The 16295-nt window shown below is 68.4% G+C and carries 15 protein-coding genes; 9 read left to right on the top strand and 6 right to left on the bottom strand.

The genetic code is table 11. The features are described 5' to 3' along the window. Positions 1 to 20 precede the first annotated feature (20 nt). A complete protein-coding gene (locus BM070_RS20450) occupies positions 21 to 539 on the bottom strand; it encodes a DUF4124 domain-containing protein (protein ID WP_092941377.1) in 519 nt (172 codons plus the stop codon). Positions 540 to 647: 108 nt separating this feature from the next. On the opposite strand from BM070_RS20450, the gene guaB reads away from it, so the two are divergent. The 4 genes from guaB (at position 648) to BM070_RS20430 (ending at position 5385) form a co-directional block, all read left to right on the top strand. Then, positions 648 to 2117: an IMP dehydrogenase gene (gene guaB / locus BM070_RS20445; protein WP_092941375.1), complete on the top strand. Its 1470-nt coding sequence runs from the start codon at positions 648 to 650 to the stop codon at positions 2115 to 2117. Between the two features lie 86 nt (positions 2118 to 2203). Beyond that, positions 2204 to 3823, top strand: a complete 1620-nt coding sequence (gene guaA / locus BM070_RS20440; RefSeq protein ID WP_092941373.1) for a glutamine-hydrolyzing GMP synthase — start codon at positions 2204 to 2206, stop codon at positions 3821 to 3823. A 235-nt stretch (positions 3824 to 4058) separates the two neighbouring features. Then, positions 4059 to 4772: a guanitoxin biosynthesis heme-dependent pre-guanitoxin N-hydroxylase GntA gene (gene gntA / locus BM070_RS20435; RefSeq protein WP_217648960.1), complete on the top strand. Its 714-nt coding sequence runs from the start codon at positions 4059 to 4061 to the stop codon at positions 4770 to 4772. Further along, on the top strand, positions 4765 to 5385 hold the full coding sequence (locus tag BM070_RS20430) for a DUF1989 domain-containing protein (RefSeq protein ID WP_092941369.1): 621 nt from the start codon (positions 4765 to 4767) through the stop codon (positions 5383 to 5385). The genes gntA and BM070_RS20430 overlap by 8 nt, the downstream gene beginning before the upstream one ends. Positions 5386 to 5403: 18 nt before the next feature. Here BM070_RS20430 and BM070_RS20425 read toward each other — a convergent pair whose 3' ends face one another. Beyond that, entirely contained in the window at positions 5404 to 5811 is a 408-nt protein-coding gene (locus BM070_RS20425) for a ferric uptake regulation protein (protein WP_092941367.1), read from the bottom strand. A gap of 298 nt (positions 5812 to 6109) precedes the next feature. On the opposite strand from BM070_RS20425, the gene BM070_RS20420 reads away from it, so the two are divergent. Continuing rightward, a complete protein-coding gene (locus BM070_RS20420) occupies positions 6110 to 6907 on the top strand; it encodes a DUF2325 domain-containing protein (protein ID WP_092941365.1) in 798 nt (265 codons plus the stop codon). 140 nt (positions 6908 to 7047) lie between these two features. Here the strand turns inward: BM070_RS20420 and putA are convergent, their stop codons facing one another. Beyond that, positions 7048 to 10797, bottom strand: coding sequence for a trifunctional transcriptional regulator/proline dehydrogenase/L-glutamate gamma-semialdehyde dehydrogenase (putA, locus tag BM070_RS20415; protein WP_092941363.1), 3750 nt, complete (start codon positions 10795 to 10797; stop codon positions 7048 to 7050). Positions 10798 to 10920: 123 nt separating this feature from the next. On the opposite strand from putA, the gene BM070_RS20410 reads away from it, so the two are divergent. The 3 genes from BM070_RS20410 (at position 10921) to rlmD (ending at position 13338) form a co-directional block, all read left to right on the top strand. Further along, positions 10921 to 11397: an Lrp/AsnC ligand binding domain-containing protein gene (locus BM070_RS20410; RefSeq protein WP_092941361.1), complete on the top strand. Its 477-nt coding sequence runs from the start codon at positions 10921 to 10923 to the stop codon at positions 11395 to 11397. Positions 11398 to 11459: 62 nt separating this feature from the next. Continuing rightward, complete coding sequence (locus tag BM070_RS20405; protein WP_092941359.1) at positions 11460 to 11768, top strand: hypothetical protein; 309 nt, start codon at positions 11460 to 11462, stop codon at positions 11766 to 11768. Positions 11769 to 11817: 49 nt separating this feature from the next. Then, a complete protein-coding gene (gene rlmD / locus BM070_RS20400) occupies positions 11818 to 13338 on the top strand; it encodes a 23S rRNA (uracil(1939)-C(5))-methyltransferase RlmD (protein WP_245785317.1) in 1521 nt (506 codons plus the stop codon). A gap of 92 nt (positions 13339 to 13430) precedes the next feature. Here rlmD and BM070_RS20395 read toward each other — a convergent pair whose 3' ends face one another. Then, positions 13431 to 13799 carry a hypothetical protein gene (locus BM070_RS20395; RefSeq protein ID WP_092941357.1) on the bottom strand — a complete coding sequence of 123 codons (369 nt, stop codon included), beginning with the start codon at positions 13797 to 13799 and terminating at the stop codon, positions 13431 to 13433. Positions 13800 to 13931: 132 nt separating this feature from the next. Next, positions 13932 to 14624, bottom strand: coding sequence for a Bax inhibitor-1/YccA family protein (locus BM070_RS20390; protein ID WP_092941355.1), 693 nt, complete (start codon positions 14622 to 14624; stop codon positions 13932 to 13934). A gap of 221 nt (positions 14625 to 14845) precedes the next feature. Between BM070_RS20390 and BM070_RS20385 the strand changes: the two genes are divergently transcribed. Then, on the top strand, positions 14846 to 15253 hold the full coding sequence (locus tag BM070_RS20385; protein ID WP_092941353.1) for a GlcG/HbpS family heme-binding protein: 408 nt from the start codon (positions 14846 to 14848) through the stop codon (positions 15251 to 15253). 330 nt (positions 15254 to 15583) lie between these two features. Here the strand turns inward: BM070_RS20385 and BM070_RS20380 are convergent, their stop codons facing one another. Continuing rightward, positions 15584 to 15829 carry a hemin uptake protein HemP gene (locus BM070_RS20380; RefSeq protein ID WP_092941351.1) on the bottom strand — a complete coding sequence of 82 codons (246 nt, stop codon included), beginning with the start codon at positions 15827 to 15829 and terminating at the stop codon, positions 15584 to 15586. Positions 15830 to 16295 lie beyond the last annotated feature (466 nt).

Below are 16295 nucleotides of genomic sequence, written 5' to 3'. Positions count from 1 at the left end.
CCGCACGTCGCCGAGAGGAATCAACGGGCCGGCGTGCAGTCGGAGGCGATCACGGAATCCAGGCGATGGTTCTCGGTCACTCGGGTCGCATCGTCCATGAAGCCGCGCTCGCCCTTGGCGTTGGTGTGCGCCAGCAGCTGGCCCGAATTGAGCGTCGTCTTGGCCTGGCGCGCACGCGCGCAGTTCTCGGCACGGGCCTGCGCCAGGCGGTCCGCCTCGGCCTTCTTCTTCTGGGCTTCCGCGGCTTCGGCCTCGGCCTTCTTCTTTTCCAGGGCCGGGTCCTTGCCTGCCGCCGCCGGCGCGCTGGCGCTCTGGGCGGCCGGCTTGGCGCTGGCGTCGCCGCCGTCGGCCGGCGGCGCGGTGCGTGCCGGGCCGGCGTTGGGCTGCTTCAGGATCTTGCTGGGCAGCACATCGACCGGCGGCGGGCGGTCGCTGAAGACCTTGCGTCCGTCCTTGTCCAGCCACTGCCATTGTGCGGAGGCGCTCAGGGCCCAGCCCAGTACCAGTGCGAAGAGAGCCAGCTTGTGCTTCTGTGTCATGCGCGGCAGTTTATCCGGGGCATCGGCGGGGCACCAGCGGCCGCCACGCGGGCCTCTCGCTCCGTTGTCACACCGTGACGGGTACAATCCTTCTTTTGGAGCTTTCTCATGCGCCTTCTTGGAAAAGCGCTCACCTTCGACGATGTGTTGCTGGTGCCAGCGTACTCCCAGGTCCTGCCCAAGGACACGTCCCTCGCGACGAAACTCTCCCGCAATATCCAACTGAATCTTCCGCTCGTGTCCGCTGCCATGGACACGGTGACTGAAGCTCGCCTGGCCATCGCCATTGCGCAGGAGGGCGGTATCGGTATCGTCCACAAGAACCTGACGCCGCAAGAGCAGGCCGCCCAGGTGGCGAAGGTCAAGCGCTACGAATCGGGCGTGGTGCGCGATCCGGTCGTGATCACGCCGGAACACACGGTGCTGCAGGTACTGCAGCTGTCCGAGCAGCTGGGCATTTCGGGCTTCCCGGTGTGCGACGGCGGCAAGGTCGTCGGCATCGTGACCGGGCGCGACCTGCGCTTCGAAACCCGCTACGACGTCAAGGTCCACCAGATCATGACGCCGCGCGAGAAGCTCATCACCGTCAAGGAAGGCGCCACCGCCGCCGAAGCCAAGGCGCTGCTGAACAAGCACAAGCTCGAACGCCTGCTGGTGATCAACGACGCCTTCGAACTCAAGGGCCTGATCACCGTCAAGGACATCACCAAGCAGACCAGCTTCCCCAATGCAGCGCGCGACAGCAATGGCCGCCTGCGCGTGGGTGCGGCCGTCGGCGTGGGCGAGGGCACCGAGGAACGCGTGGAAGCGCTGGTCAAGGCCGGCGTCGATGCGATCGTGGTGGACACGGCCCACGGCCACAGCAAGGGCGTGATCGAGCGCGTGCGCTGGGTCAAGCAGAACTACCCGCAAGTGGACGTGATCGGCGGCAACATCGCCACCGGCGGCGCCGCACTGGCGCTGGTCGAGGCGGGCGCCGATGCGGTCAAGGTCGGCATCGGCCCGGGCTCCATCTGCACCACCCGCATCGTCGCGGGCGTGGGCGTGCCCCAGATCATGGCCATCGACAGCGTGGCCACGGCCCTCAAGGGCACGGGCGTGCCCCTGATCGCCGACGGCGGCATCCGCTATTCCGGTGACATCGCCAAGGCCCTGGCCGCCGGCGCCAGCACCATCATGATGGGCGGCATGTTCGCCGGCACCGAAGAGGCGCCGGGCGAAGTGATCCTGTTCCAGGGCCGCAGCTACAAGAGCTACCGCGGCATGGGCTCCATCGGCGCCATGCAGCAAGGCTCGGCCGACCGCTACTTCCAGGAATCGAGCACCGGCAACCCCAATGCCGACAAGCTGGTGCCTGAAGGCATCGAAGGCCGCGTGCCCTACAAGGGCTCGATGGTCTCCATCGTCTTTCAGATGGCGGGCGGCGTGCGTGCGGCCATGGGCTACTGCGGCTGCGCCACCATCGAAGAGATGAACAACAAGGCGGAGTTCGTCGAGATCACCACCGCCGGCATCCGTGAGAGCCACGTCCACGACGTGCAGATCACCAAGGAAGCGCCCAACTACCGCGCTGACTGACCCGTCAGCATCCACAGGCCCGAACCCGCGAAGAGAGGTGTTCGGGCCTTTGTCTTTTCCGTTTCCCGTCGCCTGACCCGCCCGCCATGCAACACCAGAAAATCCTCATCCTCGACTTCGGCTCGCAAGTCACCCAGCTCATCGCCCGCCGCGTGCGTGAAGCCCACGTGTACAGCGAGGTCCACCCTTGCGACGTGACCGATGAATGGATCCGCGAATACGCCAAGGACGGCTCGCTCAAGGGCGTGATCCTGTCGGGCAGCCACGCCAGCGTCTATGAGGACTCGACGGACAAGGCGCCGCAGGCCGTCTTCGAGCTGGGCGTGCCGGTGCTGGGCATCTGCTACGGCATGCAGACCATGGCGCACCAGCTGGGCGGCAAGGTGGAAGGCGGCCACAAGCGCGAATTCGGCTTCGCCGCCGTGCGCGCCCATGGCCATACCGAGCTGCTCAAGGACATCGCCGACTTCACCACGGCCGAAGGCCACGGCATGCTGAACGTGTGGATGAGCCACGGCGACAAGGTCACCGAGCTGCCCCCGGGCTTCAAGCTGATGGCCAGCACCCCCAGCTGCCCCATCGCCGGCATGGCCGACGAGACGCGCCGCTTCTACGCCGTGCAGTTCCACCCCGAAGTCACGCACACCGTGCAGGGCAAGGCGCTGCTCGAGCGCTTCGTGCTGGGCATCTGCAACGCCGCGCCCGACTGGGTCATGGGCGACTACATCGAGGAAGCCGTCCAGAAGATCCGCGAGCAGGTTGGCGACGAGGAAGTCATCCTGGGCCTGTCGGGCGGCGTGGATTCGTCCGTCGCGGCAGCGCTGATCCACCGCGCCATCGGCGACCAGCTCACCTGCGTCTTCGTGGACCACGGCCTGCTGCGCCTGAACGAAGGCGACATGGTCATGGAAATGTTCGAGGGCAAGCTACAGGCCAAGGTCATCCGCGTGGATGCGAGCGAGCTCTTCCTGGGCAAGCTGGCCGGCGTGAGCGACCCGGAAGCCAAGCGCAAGATCATCGGCGGCGAATTCGTCACCGTGTTCAAGCAGGAAGCCGCCAAGCTCAAGGCCGGCGACGGTGGCCACAAGGGCGCGACCTTCCTGGCGCAGGGCACCATCTACCCCGACGTCATCGAATCGGGCGGCGCCAAGAGCAAGAAGGCCGTCACCATCAAGAGCCACCACAACGTGGGCGGCCTGCCCGAGCAGCTCGGCCTGAAGCTGCTGGAGCCGCTGCGCGAACTGTTCAAGGACGAAGTGCGCGAACTGGGCGTGGCCTTGGGCCTGCCGCCCGAGATGGTCTATCGCCACCCCTTCCCCGGCCCCGGCCTGGGCGTGCGCATCCTGGGCGAAGTGAAGAAGGAATACGCCGACCTGCTGCGCCGCGCCGACGCCATCTTCATCGAAGAGCTGCGCAACTTCACCGACGAAGCCACGGGCAAGAGCTGGTACGACCTGACCAGCCAGGCCTTCACCGTCTTCCTGCCCGTCAAGAGCGTGGGCGTGATGGGCGATGGCCGCACCTACGACTACGTCGTCGCCCTGCGCGCCGTGCAGACCAGCGACTTCATGACCGCCGACTGGGCCGAACTGCCCTACGCGCTGCTCAAGCAGGTGTCGGGCCGCATCATCAACGAAGTGCGCGGCATCAACCGCGTGACCTACGACGTGTCGAGCAAGCCGCCGGCGACGATTGAGTGGGAATGATGGAGGCCATGCCGGCGACCCGTTCGCCCGCATGAGGCGCTAACCCGCCCTCCATGAAAGCCAGTCTGGCCTCGCAGCCGGCTGGCTTTTTTTTCGGCTGCAGACAGGAGGCAGATTTTCTGGCGGGCTGCGCAGCGGTAGCGCCGCAGCCTACAGGCCGTGGGCGGGCATTCCCACGGCAGGGGCGGTAGCCGGCCGCACGGCGGGGCGGCAGGCACGGCCGTAGCTTGAAGGCTTGCACACCAAAGACCTTCATCTCCATGCCGAGCGCCAGAACGCGTGGCCCGCTGGGCCTGCCGAAGCCCGGGTCACGGCGTTCATCGTCGACAGGATGTTCCCCTGCGTGGGCGCCAAGTCGGCCCTCAACAAGGGCCGGCTGCACACGCAGGCCTTCGGGCCGCTGGCCGACCCTGCGCACACCGAGCGGCTGCGCCAGGCATTGCGGGAATATTCCGCGCGCTACCCTGACCCGGGCTCCGTTCCCGCGACTTTCGTCGCCACCTTCGCGGAGCAGGCCATGGATGAGTCCACATTCGAGCGGCGCATGTGGCGGCAACTGCAGGCGCTGCACGATTGCGACGTGGCGCGCGGCGGTGCCTGGGCCGTGGGCGTGAGCGACGATCCTGCGCGGCAGGATTTCTCGTTCAGCGTGGATGGCCGGGCGTTCTTCGTGGTGGGGCTGCATGCGGGCGCTTCGCGCCTGGCGCGGCGCACGCCGATGCCTTGCCTGGTCTTCAATTTCCATGAGCAGTTCGAGCACCTGAAGGCCACGGGCAAGTACGCGGTGATGCAGGAAGCCATCCGCGCCCGCGACCGGGCCCTGCAGGGGGAGATCAACCCGGTGCTGGCTCGCTTCGGCGAGTCTTCCGAGGCTCGCCAGTACTCCGGACGCGCCATCGAGGCCGACTGGAAATGCCCGTTCCACTCCAAGGCGCACGAACATGCATGAATGCCATCAGGGTTCTTCTCTTTGCCGGATTCCGCCCCAGTCCGGAACGGCTTTCGAACTGCAAGCCGGCGATGTGCTGCGCATCCACGATCCGCTGGGCGAGCAGGTGGCGGATCTGTTCGCCTTCCATGCGCAGGACCACCGCTGCAGCCTCTCGTCGGGCCGCAGCATCGACTATGCGTCGAAGATCTACCTCAGCACGGGCGACACGCTGTACTCCAACGATAGCCGGCCCATGTTCCAGATCGTGGACGACACGGTGGGGCGCCACGACTTCCTGCTGACGCCCTGCAGCCAGGAGATGTTCGAGATCCTCTACCGCCATCAGGGCCATCACCCGAGCTGTTTCGAGAACCTCTACCGCGCGCTGGCAGCCTACGGCATACGGCCCGAGCAGATCGGCACGACCTTCAACGTATTCATGAACGTGGAGGTGGGCCCGGACGGCGCGGTGGCGGTGAAGCCGCCGCGGTCCAAGGCCGGAGACCACATCGACCTGCGGGCCGAGATGGATCTGATCTGCGGGCTGACCTCGTGCTCGGCCGAGAACTCCAACAACGGGAGCTTCAAGCCGATCGACTACGAAATCCTCCGCGCTGGCGCCGTGCGCTGACCGATGCCGAGGGGCGCTTCAGCTCCCCACGGAGGGCCGGCCGTAAGCCGTGAGGGTATAGCCTGACAGATCGAACCCCAGCGCCTCGGCGGTGCTGCGCAGGCGCTCCTCGATCAGCGGATCGTGGAATTCATGGACGGTGCCGGTGACGAGGCACACCAGATGGCCATGGTGTTCCTGCCCGTCGTTGAGTTCATAGACCGCCTTGTTCTGGTTGAGCAGGCTCTTCTTGAGCAGGCCGGTCTGCTCGAACTGCGCCAGCACGCGATAGACCGTTGCCAGGCCCAGGTCGGTGCGCTGCTGCAGCAAGAGGCGATAGACGTCTTCGGCGGCCAGATGCCGTTCGGGGCTGCTGCGGAAGATGTCCAGCACCTGGATGCGGGGCAGGGTGGGCTTGAGGCCGGTGGCGCGGAGATCGGCGGGCATGGGCTGCGGGTGGCGTCTGCGGTGGGATCGAAAAAAAGCCTGGCTACGCGGACTTCCGGGGAAATCCGTTGGCTGGCAAAAACGACCCTTCGGACCGATGGCCGGTCCTGGAGTCGCCCCACGATGAAACTGGTGGCTGACCGCTGCATCTCTGCGGTGCTGGTCTGCGATTGACTGCAGTGTAGCATTGAATGAGAATGGTTATCAATAAGTTTGAAAAAATTCATGGCGGCTGCGGTGGGCGTTCGATGCCCATCGCTGCGCCGCCCTTGAGAGCCATTGCAGGAGACCCTTGACCATGAACCATCCCGCCTTCGAACACCTGCTGAACGAGCACCGCGCGCTGCTGGCGCACTACGGGCGTGCGCAGCTGCGCTGCAGCCAGGTGTTGACGGCGCAGGCGCAGGAGATAGAACGTCTGCAGGCCGAGGCCATCCGCTTGCGTGGCCGGCTGATCCGGCGCGAGACCGAGCTGGCCTATGCCCGGCAGGACCAAGCCAAGCTGGCAGAAGGGCTGCAGGGCCTGCCGCGCCGCCGCACGCTGGCCCGGCAGCTGGAGACTCTCGCGGGCCGGCTGCAGGAACGCGCCCGGGACGTGCTGCATTGGCAGTGGCGCGCGGCCAGCGCGGCTGCTGCGGCGGCAGGCAGCGGCCCAGGGCTCGGGCTGCAGGGCGCGCTGGCGGGTGCCGCCGAGGGCGGCGCGGACGACATGCCCACCGCATCGCCCTGGCGGTCGGTGCTCTGCATCGCTCCGGGCAATGCGGGGGGCTGGATCGCGCAGCGCATGGTGCCGGGCCCCGATGGCCTGGCGCCCGAAGCGTCGGCGCCACCCGTGGCAGCGCCGGCAGCCCATGTATTCCAGGAGGAGGGTGGCGATGTCGATGCCGACGCGCTGGAGGCCAGCCTGACCGCCGCCGATCTGGTGATCTGCCAGACCGGCTGCCTGAGCCACAACGACTACTGGCGCGTGCAGGACCACTGCAAGCGCACCGGCAAGGCCTGCGTGATGGTGGCGGATACGCCCCAGGTCATCCACTGGATGCGGGGCGTGCGCGCCGGGGCGGACAGTTCGACTGACGCGCACAGCCTCGCCTGAGCCCGCACCGTCTGGTCTGCTATTGAAAAGATAGCTGAAGGCGCTTGCATATCAAGCGCTGCAGGCCAAAAACTCTCGCATCATCACAGCCCCCAACGCCAGTGCGCGCCCCGTGCGCTGGGCCGTGGTGCCTGCAGCCTTCAGGCCATGGTCATCAGGCTGGCATTGCCGCCGGCCGCCGCCGTGTTCACACTCACGGCCCGCTCCAGCACCAGCCGGGTCAGTGGCACATCGCCATCGCCGGGCTGCAGCCCGGTCACGCCCACGATGGAGCCGGGGCGCTGGGCGATGGCGCGGCAGGTTTCGGCCAGGCTGGCGGCATCGCCGTGGTGCAGCACGGCGTCGATGGCCACGCCCGCATCGCGCCAGTCGTCCACCAGCCGGGTGCAGGCCTGCACCGCTGCCGGCAGCAAGGCATGCAGGGCGGCCGACGGGGCGCGTGGCCAGAGCGCGCTGCCGCCCACGGCCAGCACGGCGGCCAGCTGGACGAGGCGATCGGCATCGTTCTCTGCCAGGCACAGCGTGTGTTCGCGGGGCGAGAGCTGGTACTGGTTGCGCTCGCCGGTCGGGCCGGGCAGTGTGCAGGCGAGGCCGCTGCAAGAAGCGGCGGCCAGCGCCTCGCAGCGCTGCGCCAGCGTCTCGTCGCCCGCGCTGCGGGCCCAGGCGGCCAGGGCCTGCAGGGGGGCTGGCAAGGCGCCTTGCCGGGCGCCATCGGGCATCGCGGCGGCCGTGCTGCGGATGCAGTCCAGCGCCAGGCCGGCCGGGTGCCGCGAGAGCAGGCGCAGCAGATAGAGCGGCCCGCCGGCCTTGGGGCCGGTGCCCGACAGGCCCTCGCCGCCGAAGGGCTGCACGCCCACCACCGCGCCCACCATGTTGCGGTTGACGTAGATGTTGCCGGCCTGCGCGCGGCGCACTACGCGCTCCACCGTTTCGTCGATGCGGGTGTGCAGGCCCTGGGTAAGGCCATAGCCGGTGGCGTTGATCTGGTCCAGCAGGGCGTCCAGCCCTTCCCGCTCGTAGCGCACCACGTGCAGCACGGGGCCAAAGACCTCGCGGCGCAGCTCGGCGATGCTGTCCAGCTCGATCATCGTGGGCGGCACGAAGGTGCCGGCTGCCAGCACATCGGCGGGCACGGCGGGCTGGAACACGCGCCGGCCCTGGGCGCGCAGCGCGGCGATGTGCTCCAGGATGCCCTGGCGGGCCTCGTCGTCGATCACCGGGCCCACGTCGGTCGCCAGCCGGCCCGGGTCGCCCACGCGCAGCTCGGCCATGGCGCCCTGCAGCATCTCCAGCACGCGGTCGGCCGCGTCGGCCTGCACGCACAGCACGCGCAGCGCCGAGCAGCGCTGGCCCGCGCTGTCGAAGGCCGAGGCCACCACGTCGCCCACCACCTGCTCCACCAGCGCGGAGGAGTCCACGATCATCGCGTTCTGCCCGCCGGTTTCCGCGATCAGCGGAATGGGGCGGCCCGCCGCGTCCAGGCGGCCGGCCACGGCGCGCTGCAGCAGGCGCGCCACCTCCGTGGAGCCGGTGAACATCACGCCCATGGTGCGGGCATCGGCCACCAGGCGCGCGCCCACGGTCTCGCCCCGGCCGGGCAGCAGTTGCACCGCGGCGGCCGGCACGCCGGCGCGGTGCAGGCACTGCACGGCCTGCGCGGCGATGAGCGGCGTCTGTTCGGCCGGCTTGGCCAGCACGGTGTTGCCGGCGGCCAGGGCTGCGGCCACCTGGCCCATGAAGATGGCGAGGGGAAAGTTCCATGGGCTGATGCACACCACCGGGCCCAGCAGCGGGCAGCTGGCGTTGTCCAGATGGCGCGTGGCCTGGGCCGCGTAGTAGCGCAGGAAGTCCACCGCCTCGCGCACCTCGGCCACGCCGTTGGCGCAGGTCTTGCCGGCTTCGCGCATCAGGATGCCCAGCAGGTCGGGCAGGGCGGCTTCCAGCAGCTCGGCCGTGCGCAGCAGCGCGGCGGCGCGCTCTGCGGGCGGCGTGGCGGACCAGGCCGGCAGCGCGGCCTGCGCGGCGGCGAGGGCGGTGTCCACATCGGCGGCGCTGGCTTCCTGCACATGGCCGACGACGTCGCCGTGGTCGGCCGGGTTGCGCAGCGCGATGAGGGCTGCCGCATCCGGCTGCACGGCGCCGGCGATCAGCGGCGCGGCCTGCCAGCCGTGGCGGGCGCTGGCGGCCAGGGCCGCGTCCAGCGAGCTGAGGGTGTTCTCGTTCGAGAGATCGATGCCCGCCGAATTGGCGCGGGCGCTGCCGTAGAGCTGCGCCGGCAGCGGGATGCGCGGGTGGTGCAGGCCGGGCCGGCCTTCCGCTGCGGCCTGGGCATCGACGGCGGCGACCGGGTCGGCCACCAGGCTTTCCAGCGGCAGATCGGCATCGGCCACGCGGTTGACGAAGGAGGTGTTGGCGCCGTTTTCCAGCAGCCGGCGCACCAGGTAGGCCAGCAGGGTTTCATGCGTGCCCACGGGCGCGTAGATGCGGCAGGGCCGGCCCAGGCCTGCGGCGCCCACCACCTGTTCGTAGAGCGGCTCGCCCATGCCGTGCAGGCACTGGAATTCGTACTGCCCGGGCGCATAGTTTTCGGGCCCGGCCAGCTGGTAGATGCTGGCCAGCGTCTGCGCGTTGTGCGTGGCGAACTGCGGATAGACCGCATCGGGCGCGGCCAGCAGCTTGCGCGCGCAGGCGATGTACGAGACGTCGGTGTGGGTCTTGCGCGTATAGACGGGGTAGTCGGAGAGGCCATCGACCTGGGCGCGCTTGATCTCGCTGTCCCAGTAGGCGCCCTTGACGAGGCGGACCATCAGCCGGTGGCCGCTGCGGCGGGCCAGGTCGATGCAGTAGTCGATGACGAAGGGGCAGCGCTTCTGATAGGCCTGGATCACGAAGCCGATGCCGTTCCAGCCTGCCAGCTGTGGCGCGTGGCAGAGCCGCTCCAGCAGGTCCAGCGACAGCTCCAGCCGGTCGGCCTCTTCGGCGTCGATGTTGAGGCCGATGTCGTAGCTGCGCGCCAGCTCGGCCAGCTGCAGCAGCACGGGATAGAGCTCGGCCATCACGCGGGCCTGCTGCGCCCGGCTGTAGCGCGGGTGCAGGGCCGAGAGCTTGATGGAGATGCCCGGCCCCTCATAGACGCCGCGCCCTGCGGCGGCGCGGCCGATGGCGTGGATGGCCTGCACGTAGGCCTGCAGGTAGCGCTCGGCATCCCGCGCGGTGAGCGCGGCCTCGCCCAGCATGTCGTAGGAATAGCGAAAGCCCTGCGCCTCCAGCGGGCGGGCGTGCTCCAGCGCCTGGGCGATGGTTTCGCCGGTGACGAACTGCTCGCCCATCATGCGCATCGCCATGTCCACGCCCTTGCGGATCAGCGGCTCGCCGCCCTTGGCCGTGAGGCGCCGCAGCGCCGCGCCCAGGCCCTTTTCGCTGTGCGTGGCGACCAGCCGGCCCGTGAGCAGCAGGCCCCAGGTGGCGGCATTGACGAAGAGCGAAGGGCTCTTGCCCAGGTGCGGCTCCCAGTCGCCGTGGCTGATCTTGTCGCGGATCAGCGCGTCGCGCGTGGCGGCATCGGGAATGCGCAGCAGCGCCTCGGCCAGGCACATCAGCGCCACGCCTTCCTGCGACGACAGCGCGAACTCCTGCAGCAGCCCCTGCACGAGGCCGGCGCGCCCGCCCGCGCTCTTGCGCTCGCGCAGGCCCCGGGCCAGGCGCAGCGCGAGGGCCTGCACGTCGGCCGACAGCGCGGCAGGCAGGCGGGCCTGCGCCAGCAGCGGCGCGAGCGCCTCGGGCTCGGGGAGCCGGTAGGCCGCGGTGATGGCCTGGCGCAGGGGGGAGTCGAACGCAGCGCGCGGAGCGAAGGCAGGCGCGGGGACTGGGGCGGCGGTGTGAGTGTCCATGGGGTGTGGAGGGCGGTGGAATCAGCCCGGCGCACGCATGGGCCGGGAATGCCGCCATCATCTTGCGGAGGATGCTGAATAAAACATCGAAAATGGCCGCATCTGCCGAATGAATCGCTAGCCATGGCCGTACAAGACACCGATCTAGACCGCATCGACCGCAAGATCCTGAAGATCCTTCAGGAGGACGGCCGCATCGCCAACCTGAAGCTCGCCGAAAGCGTGGCGCTTTCGCCCACGGCCGTGCTGGCGCGGGTGCAGCGGCTCACGCGCGACGGCTTCATCCTGGGCTACGAGGCGCGGCTGGACCCGATCAAGCTGGGCGCGGGCATGCTGGTCTTCATCGAGGTGCTGCTGGACCGCACCACGCCCAATGTGTTCGATCAGTTCAAGGCGGCCGTGCAGGTCCACCCCGAGATCATGGAATGCCACATGGTGGCGGGCGGCTTCGACTACCTGCTCAAGACGCGCAGCGCCGACATGGCGGCCTATCGCGCCTTCGCCGGCAACGTGCTCTGGCAGCTGCCCGGCGTGCGCGAGACCCGCACCTATGCGGTGATGGAAGAGGTCAAGCACTCCAGCCATCTGCCGATCGCCTGAGCCGTTGCGGGCAGGCTCCGCAATAATGGCCGCATCGAAGAGTCACCCGGGAGCCTTCCGCCATGCCATCCATCCGCCTTGCCGCCGCTGCATTGCTGGCCGGCCTGTGTGCCAGCCAGGGCGCTGCCGCCGCCTGCTACGTGGTGTATTCCGCCGACCAGCAAGTGATCTACCGCTCGCAGGTGCCGCCCGTCGATCTGTCCCGCCAGCTGCACGACACCCTGCCGCGGGTGGCGCCGGCCGGCAGCCAGCTGGTGTTCACGCTGAACGACTCGGGCTGCGAGCTGGCCATCAACCGCCTGCAGGCAGCGAGCTCCTACAGCCCGGTGCGCGCCGCGCCTGCCCGGCCCGCCCGGCCCCGGCGCAGCTGACATCCCACCGGCCGCGCCACCTGTGCGCGGCCTGAGACAATCGGGGGCTATGAGCGCCCCCACCATCATCGACACAGAACCTACGACCCTCGCGCCGGCGGCCGCCGGTGGCGAGGCTGAAACCCTCACTGCGGACAACTCCACCGCCGCCGCAGCCCCGGCCTCCGACCTGCCCCCCGGCTGGCTCGAAGTCACCTCCATGGACATGGACGCCCAGGGCGTCGCCCGCAAGCCCGACGGCAAGGTCGTCTTCATCGACGGCGCGCTGACCTTCGAGGTCGTCAGCGCCAACACCCACCGCAAGAAGAACAACTGGGAACAGGCCAGCCTCACCGCCATCCACCGCGAATCCTCGCAGCGCGTGCGGCCCGGCTGCCCGCATTTCGGCCTGCATGCCGGCGCCTGCGGGGGCTGCAAGATGCAGCATCTGCACGTGGGCGCCCAGGTGGCCGTCAAGCAGCGCGTGCTGGAAGACAACCTCTGGCACCTGGGCAAGGTCAAGGCCGAAACCGTGATGCGGCCCATCGAGGGCCCGGCCTGGGGCTACCGCTACCGCGCCCGGCTGGCCGTGCGCCACGTCATCAAGAAGGGCACTGTGCTGGTCGGCTTCCACGAGCGCAAGAGCCGCTACATCGCCGACATGGGCGTATGCCCGGTGCTGCCCCCGCATGTGAGCGCCATGCTCATGCCCCTGCGCGGCCTGATCGCCGCGCTGGACGCGCGCGACACCTGCCCGCAGATCGAGCTGGCCTGCGGCGACGAGGTGACCGCGCTGGTGCTGCGTCACCTGGAGCCGCTCTCCGATGCCGACCTGGCCCGCCTGCGCGCCTTCGCGGCCGAGCACGGCGTGCAATGGTGGCTGCAGGCCAAGGGCCCCGACACGGTCAAGCTGCTGGACGAAGGCGGCCCGCAGCTGGCCTACGGCCTGCCCGACTTCGGCATCACCATGCCCTTCAAGCCCACCGACTTCACCCAGGTCAACCCGCACATCAACCGCGTGCTGGTCAGCAAGGCGCTGCGGCTGCTCGACGCCGGGCGCGACGAGCGCGTGATCGACTGGTTCTGCGGCCTGGGCAACTTCACTCTGCCCATCGCCACGCAGGCGCGCGAGGTGCTGGGCATCGAGGGCAGCGAGGCGCTGGTCGCCCGTTCGCGCGAGAACTATGAGCTGAATCGGGCCTCCGCGCCCGCCGGCCGGCCGCTGGCAGCTACGAAATTCGTAGCGCGCAACCTGTTCGAGATGACGCCCGAGATGCTGGTCGCCGACGGCGTGGCCGACAAGTGGCTGGTCGATCCGCCGCGCGAAGGCGCCTTCGCGCTGGCCAAGGCGCTGGCCGACATCCACCAGGCCCGCATCGGCGCCGAAGATGCGCCCGCGCTGCCCGCAGCCGCCGAGGGCTGGACGCCGCCGCGCCGCATCGTCTATGTGAGCTGCAACCCCGCCACGCTGGCGCGCGATGCGGGCCTGCTGGTCCATCAGGCGGGCTACCGCTGCGTGGCGGCGGGCGTGGTCAACATGTTCCCGCACACGGCGCACGTCGAAAGCATGGCGGTGTTCGAACTGGCCTGAGGCCGGAGCGGGTAGAGGGGGGCGATCCGGTGCTTGCCGGATCGGCGCCCCGGCTGAGTGGCCGGGCGCGGGCGCGTCGGCTACAGCCGCAGTCAGTTGCGCGAGCGTGCGTCGCCGTCGTCTGCGGGCGGCTTGCGGGCCGGCTTGGCCGGGGGCTTGTCCTCCACCTTGCTGAGCACGGAGGGCGAGCCTTCGATCTTGTTCTCGCGCATGTAGGCGTCCATTTCCTTCCAGCCCGCGAAGATCTGGCCCTTGGAAGCCTTGGGGTTCAGGGTGAAGCAGTCTTCCAGGCCGCGCAGCGCCAGGCGGCATGCACCGCCGACGGCCTTGGCGTCTTCTTCCTTGGCCGCAGCGCGCGGGTCCGGGCCCAGGCCGGGAATATCGCAGCCGGCCAGCAGCGGCAGGGCCATGGCCGCGGCGAAGCACCAGGCTCGGCAGGGGGCGGGAATGAAAGTGCGCATGTTGCTAGCTTATCGGCAGTCCGCCCCCCGGATTGAGGGAAACGCGCAGCCGGCCCGCAAAAAGAAAAGGCCTCCGAAGAGGCCTCGTGCGATCTGCCCGCTGATGTGCGGGGCAGAAAGAAGGGCGCGCGCTCAGTCGCGTTCGCCGCCCATGATGCCCAGCAGCGCCAGCAGGCTCTGGAACACGTTGAAGAGGTCCAGGTACAGGGCCAGCGTGGCGCTGATGTAGTTGGTCTCGCCGCCGTCCAGGATCTGCTTGAGGTCATACAGCATGTAGGCGCTGAAGATGCCGATGGCCGCGACCGAGATCGCCATCATGCCGGCCGTGGAGCCCACGAACATGTTGATGACGGCACCCACCATCAGCACCAGGGCGCCGACGAACAGCCACTTGCCCATGCCGGACAGGTCGCGCTTGATGACGCTGGCCAGGCTCGCCATCACGAAGAACACGCCCGCCGTGCCGGCGAAGGCCGTCATGATGAGCTGCGTGCCGTTGGAAAAGCCCAGCACCACGCCGATCAGGCGCGAGAGCATCAGGCCCATGAAGAAGGTGAAGGCCAGCAGCACGGGCACGCCGGCCGCCGAGGTCTTGGTCTTCTCGATGGCGAACATGAACGCGAACGCGCCGCCCAGGAACACCAGCATGCCGATGCCGCCATGCAGCGCCTGCGTGATGCCCGTGGCCACGCCCACCCAGGCGCCCAGCACCGTGGGCAGCAGGCTCAGCGCCAGCAGCCAGTAGGTATTGCGCATGACCTTGTTGCGCTGCTCCTGCGAAATGCCGTAGCCCGCGGAGCTGTAGGTAGTGACTTCGGTATTCATATGCTCTCTCCAGTGTGGTATCTGCACCCAGGCAGGTTGACAAATTCTAGGTGGGGGCGTTATGCACCACCGCAATACCCGCGTTCCATCCCGTACTTTTGGGATGCAATCTTTTGCCCTTGCCGCAGCGGCCGGCGTGCGGGGCGGCGGCTATGCTCCAGGGTCGCGCCTGAGCCCTCTCAGGTCCATTTTCCTTCGTTGAACCTACTCGCTGCATCATCATGAAGACCAAGCACGAACTCGAACTCTCCGACATCAAGAAGATCGCTGCCGCCGCCGAAGCGGAAGCCGTGAAGAACCAGTGGGCCGTGACCATCGCCATCGTGGACGACGGTGGCCACCTGCTCTGGCTGCAGCGTCTGGACGGCGCCGCTGCCGTGTCGGCCCAGATCGGCCCGGCCAAGGCCCGCACCGCCGCCCTGGGCCGCCGCGAGAGCAAGGTCTATGAAGACATCATCAACGGCGGCCGCACGGCCTTCCTGACCGCTCCTGGCGTCGATGGCCTGCTGGAAGGCGGCGTGCCGATCATCAAGGACGGCCAATGCCTGGGCGCCGTGGGCGTGAGCGGCGTGAAGTCGAACGAAGACGCGCAGATCGCCCGCGCCGGCATAGCCGCCCTGGGGCTGTGAGCCTTGATGGGTCGAATGCTATGGATTAAATAGCAATCTGCCCAGGCGGATCGGGCGCTGGAGCCCGATTCACCTCATAAAAAAACCGGCCCCTGTGGCCGGTTTTTTATTGCGTCGTGCCAAGCGGGGCGGGACGGGATGTTGAAGAAAAAAAGCCTGGCTACGCGGGCATGACCCCGTTGGCTGGCCAATACGACCCTGGCGACCCGCAGCTGTGCGGGTGTTCGGAGTCGCCCCACGATGAAACCTTTGCGTGGTGCGTGGCGGTGGTTCACACCCCACGGCGATACCCACATGCCGAACGGGCTGTGCGCGCCGTCCGGTTCGTCCTTACTTGGTCAGGATGAGCTTGCCCAGCTTGGTGGCCTGCAGGCGATAGACGGAGCCGTTGTGGCTGATGGACACGGCCTTCTGGCCCTGCAGCAGCGCGCTGCTGTCCACGGCATGCCCCGGGGCTGCATCGGCGGAAGCGGCAGCGGCTTGCCGGGCCGAGGCGGAAGCGCCGGAACTGCGCCCCTCGAAGGAGGCGGTGCCGAAGAAGGAAGCTGCGGAAGGGGCGGTCAGGGTGGCTTGCATGAGAGATCCTCTTTGCGTTGCGATTGTCTTAATGATAACCATTCTCAATTGATCGTCAAGCGAATCTCCGCCCGGAAAACGTAAGGAGTTACGTCGTGCCCTAGAGCGGCACCGTCATCCGAGCCACGGCTGGCCCCAGCAAAAACGCCGATGCAGGCGCAGGTCCTGGCATCGGCGTGGGAGAGGGCGCTTAGAACGTGTTTACGATCTCGCAGGGGATCGCGTTGGAGCGCAATCGGGATGAGTGGATGCCTCGGATGCGCCGCATGGGCTGGTGTCCATGCAAGCAGCCGGGGCGTTCAATCGCCCGATTTCGCTCCAACCCGAAGGGCAGCTACGTCGGCGGGCGGTCTGCGGCGTTGCGGCGCTTGTGGATAGCCGTGCTATCCACTGCGCACCGCGCCTTGCATCCCATCCCGCCGACTTAGCTGCGCGACCCCTGGGAGATCGTAAACACGTTCTTAGA

The organism is Paracidovorax wautersii, assembly GCF_900113035.1.
In the GTDB taxonomy this organism is placed as follows: Bacteria; Pseudomonadota; Gammaproteobacteria; order Burkholderiales; family Burkholderiaceae_C; genus Paracidovorax; species Paracidovorax wautersii.
This window is presented reverse-complemented; position numbering and strand designations above follow the sequence as displayed.

Coding starts and splice junctions, on each gene's coding strand:
- BM070_RS20390 (WP_092941355.1), bottom strand. CDS start 14,624: ATGAATACCGAAGTCACTACCTACAGCTCCGCGGGCTACGGCATTTCG.
- putA (WP_092941363.1), bottom strand. CDS start 10,797: ATGGACACTCACACCGCCGCCCCAGTCCCCGCGCCTGCCTTCGCTCCG.
- BM070_RS20405 (WP_092941359.1), top strand. CDS start 11,460: ATGCCATCCATCCGCCTTGCCGCCGCTGCATTGCTGGCCGGCCTGTGT.
- rlmD (WP_245785317.1), top strand. CDS start 11,818: ATGAGCGCCCCCACCATCATCGACACAGAACCTACGACCCTCGCGCCG.
- guaB (WP_092941375.1), top strand. CDS start 648: ATGCGCCTTCTTGGAAAAGCGCTCACCTTCGACGATGTGTTGCTGGTG.
- BM070_RS20385 (WP_092941353.1), top strand. CDS start 14,846: ATGAAGACCAAGCACGAACTCGAACTCTCCGACATCAAGAAGATCGCT.
- BM070_RS20410 (WP_092941361.1), top strand. CDS start 10,921: ATGGCCGTACAAGACACCGATCTAGACCGCATCGACCGCAAGATCCTG.
- BM070_RS20430 (WP_092941369.1), top strand. CDS start 4,765: ATGCATGAATGCCATCAGGGTTCTTCTCTTTGCCGGATTCCGCCCCAG.
- guaA (WP_092941373.1), top strand. CDS start 2,204: ATGCAACACCAGAAAATCCTCATCCTCGACTTCGGCTCGCAAGTCACC.
- BM070_RS20395 (WP_092941357.1), bottom strand. CDS start 13,799: ATGCGCACTTTCATTCCCGCCCCCTGCCGAGCCTGGTGCTTCGCCGCG.
- BM070_RS20425 (WP_092941367.1), bottom strand. CDS start 5,811: ATGCCCGCCGATCTCCGCGCCACCGGCCTCAAGCCCACCCTGCCCCGC.
- BM070_RS20450 (WP_092941377.1), bottom strand. CDS start 539: ATGACACAGAAGCACAAGCTGGCTCTCTTCGCACTGGTACTGGGCTGG.
- BM070_RS20380 (WP_092941351.1), bottom strand. CDS start 15,829: ATGCAAGCCACCCTGACCGCCCCTTCCGCAGCTTCCTTCTTCGGCACC.
- BM070_RS20420 (WP_092941365.1), top strand. CDS start 6,110: ATGAACCATCCCGCCTTCGAACACCTGCTGAACGAGCACCGCGCGCTG.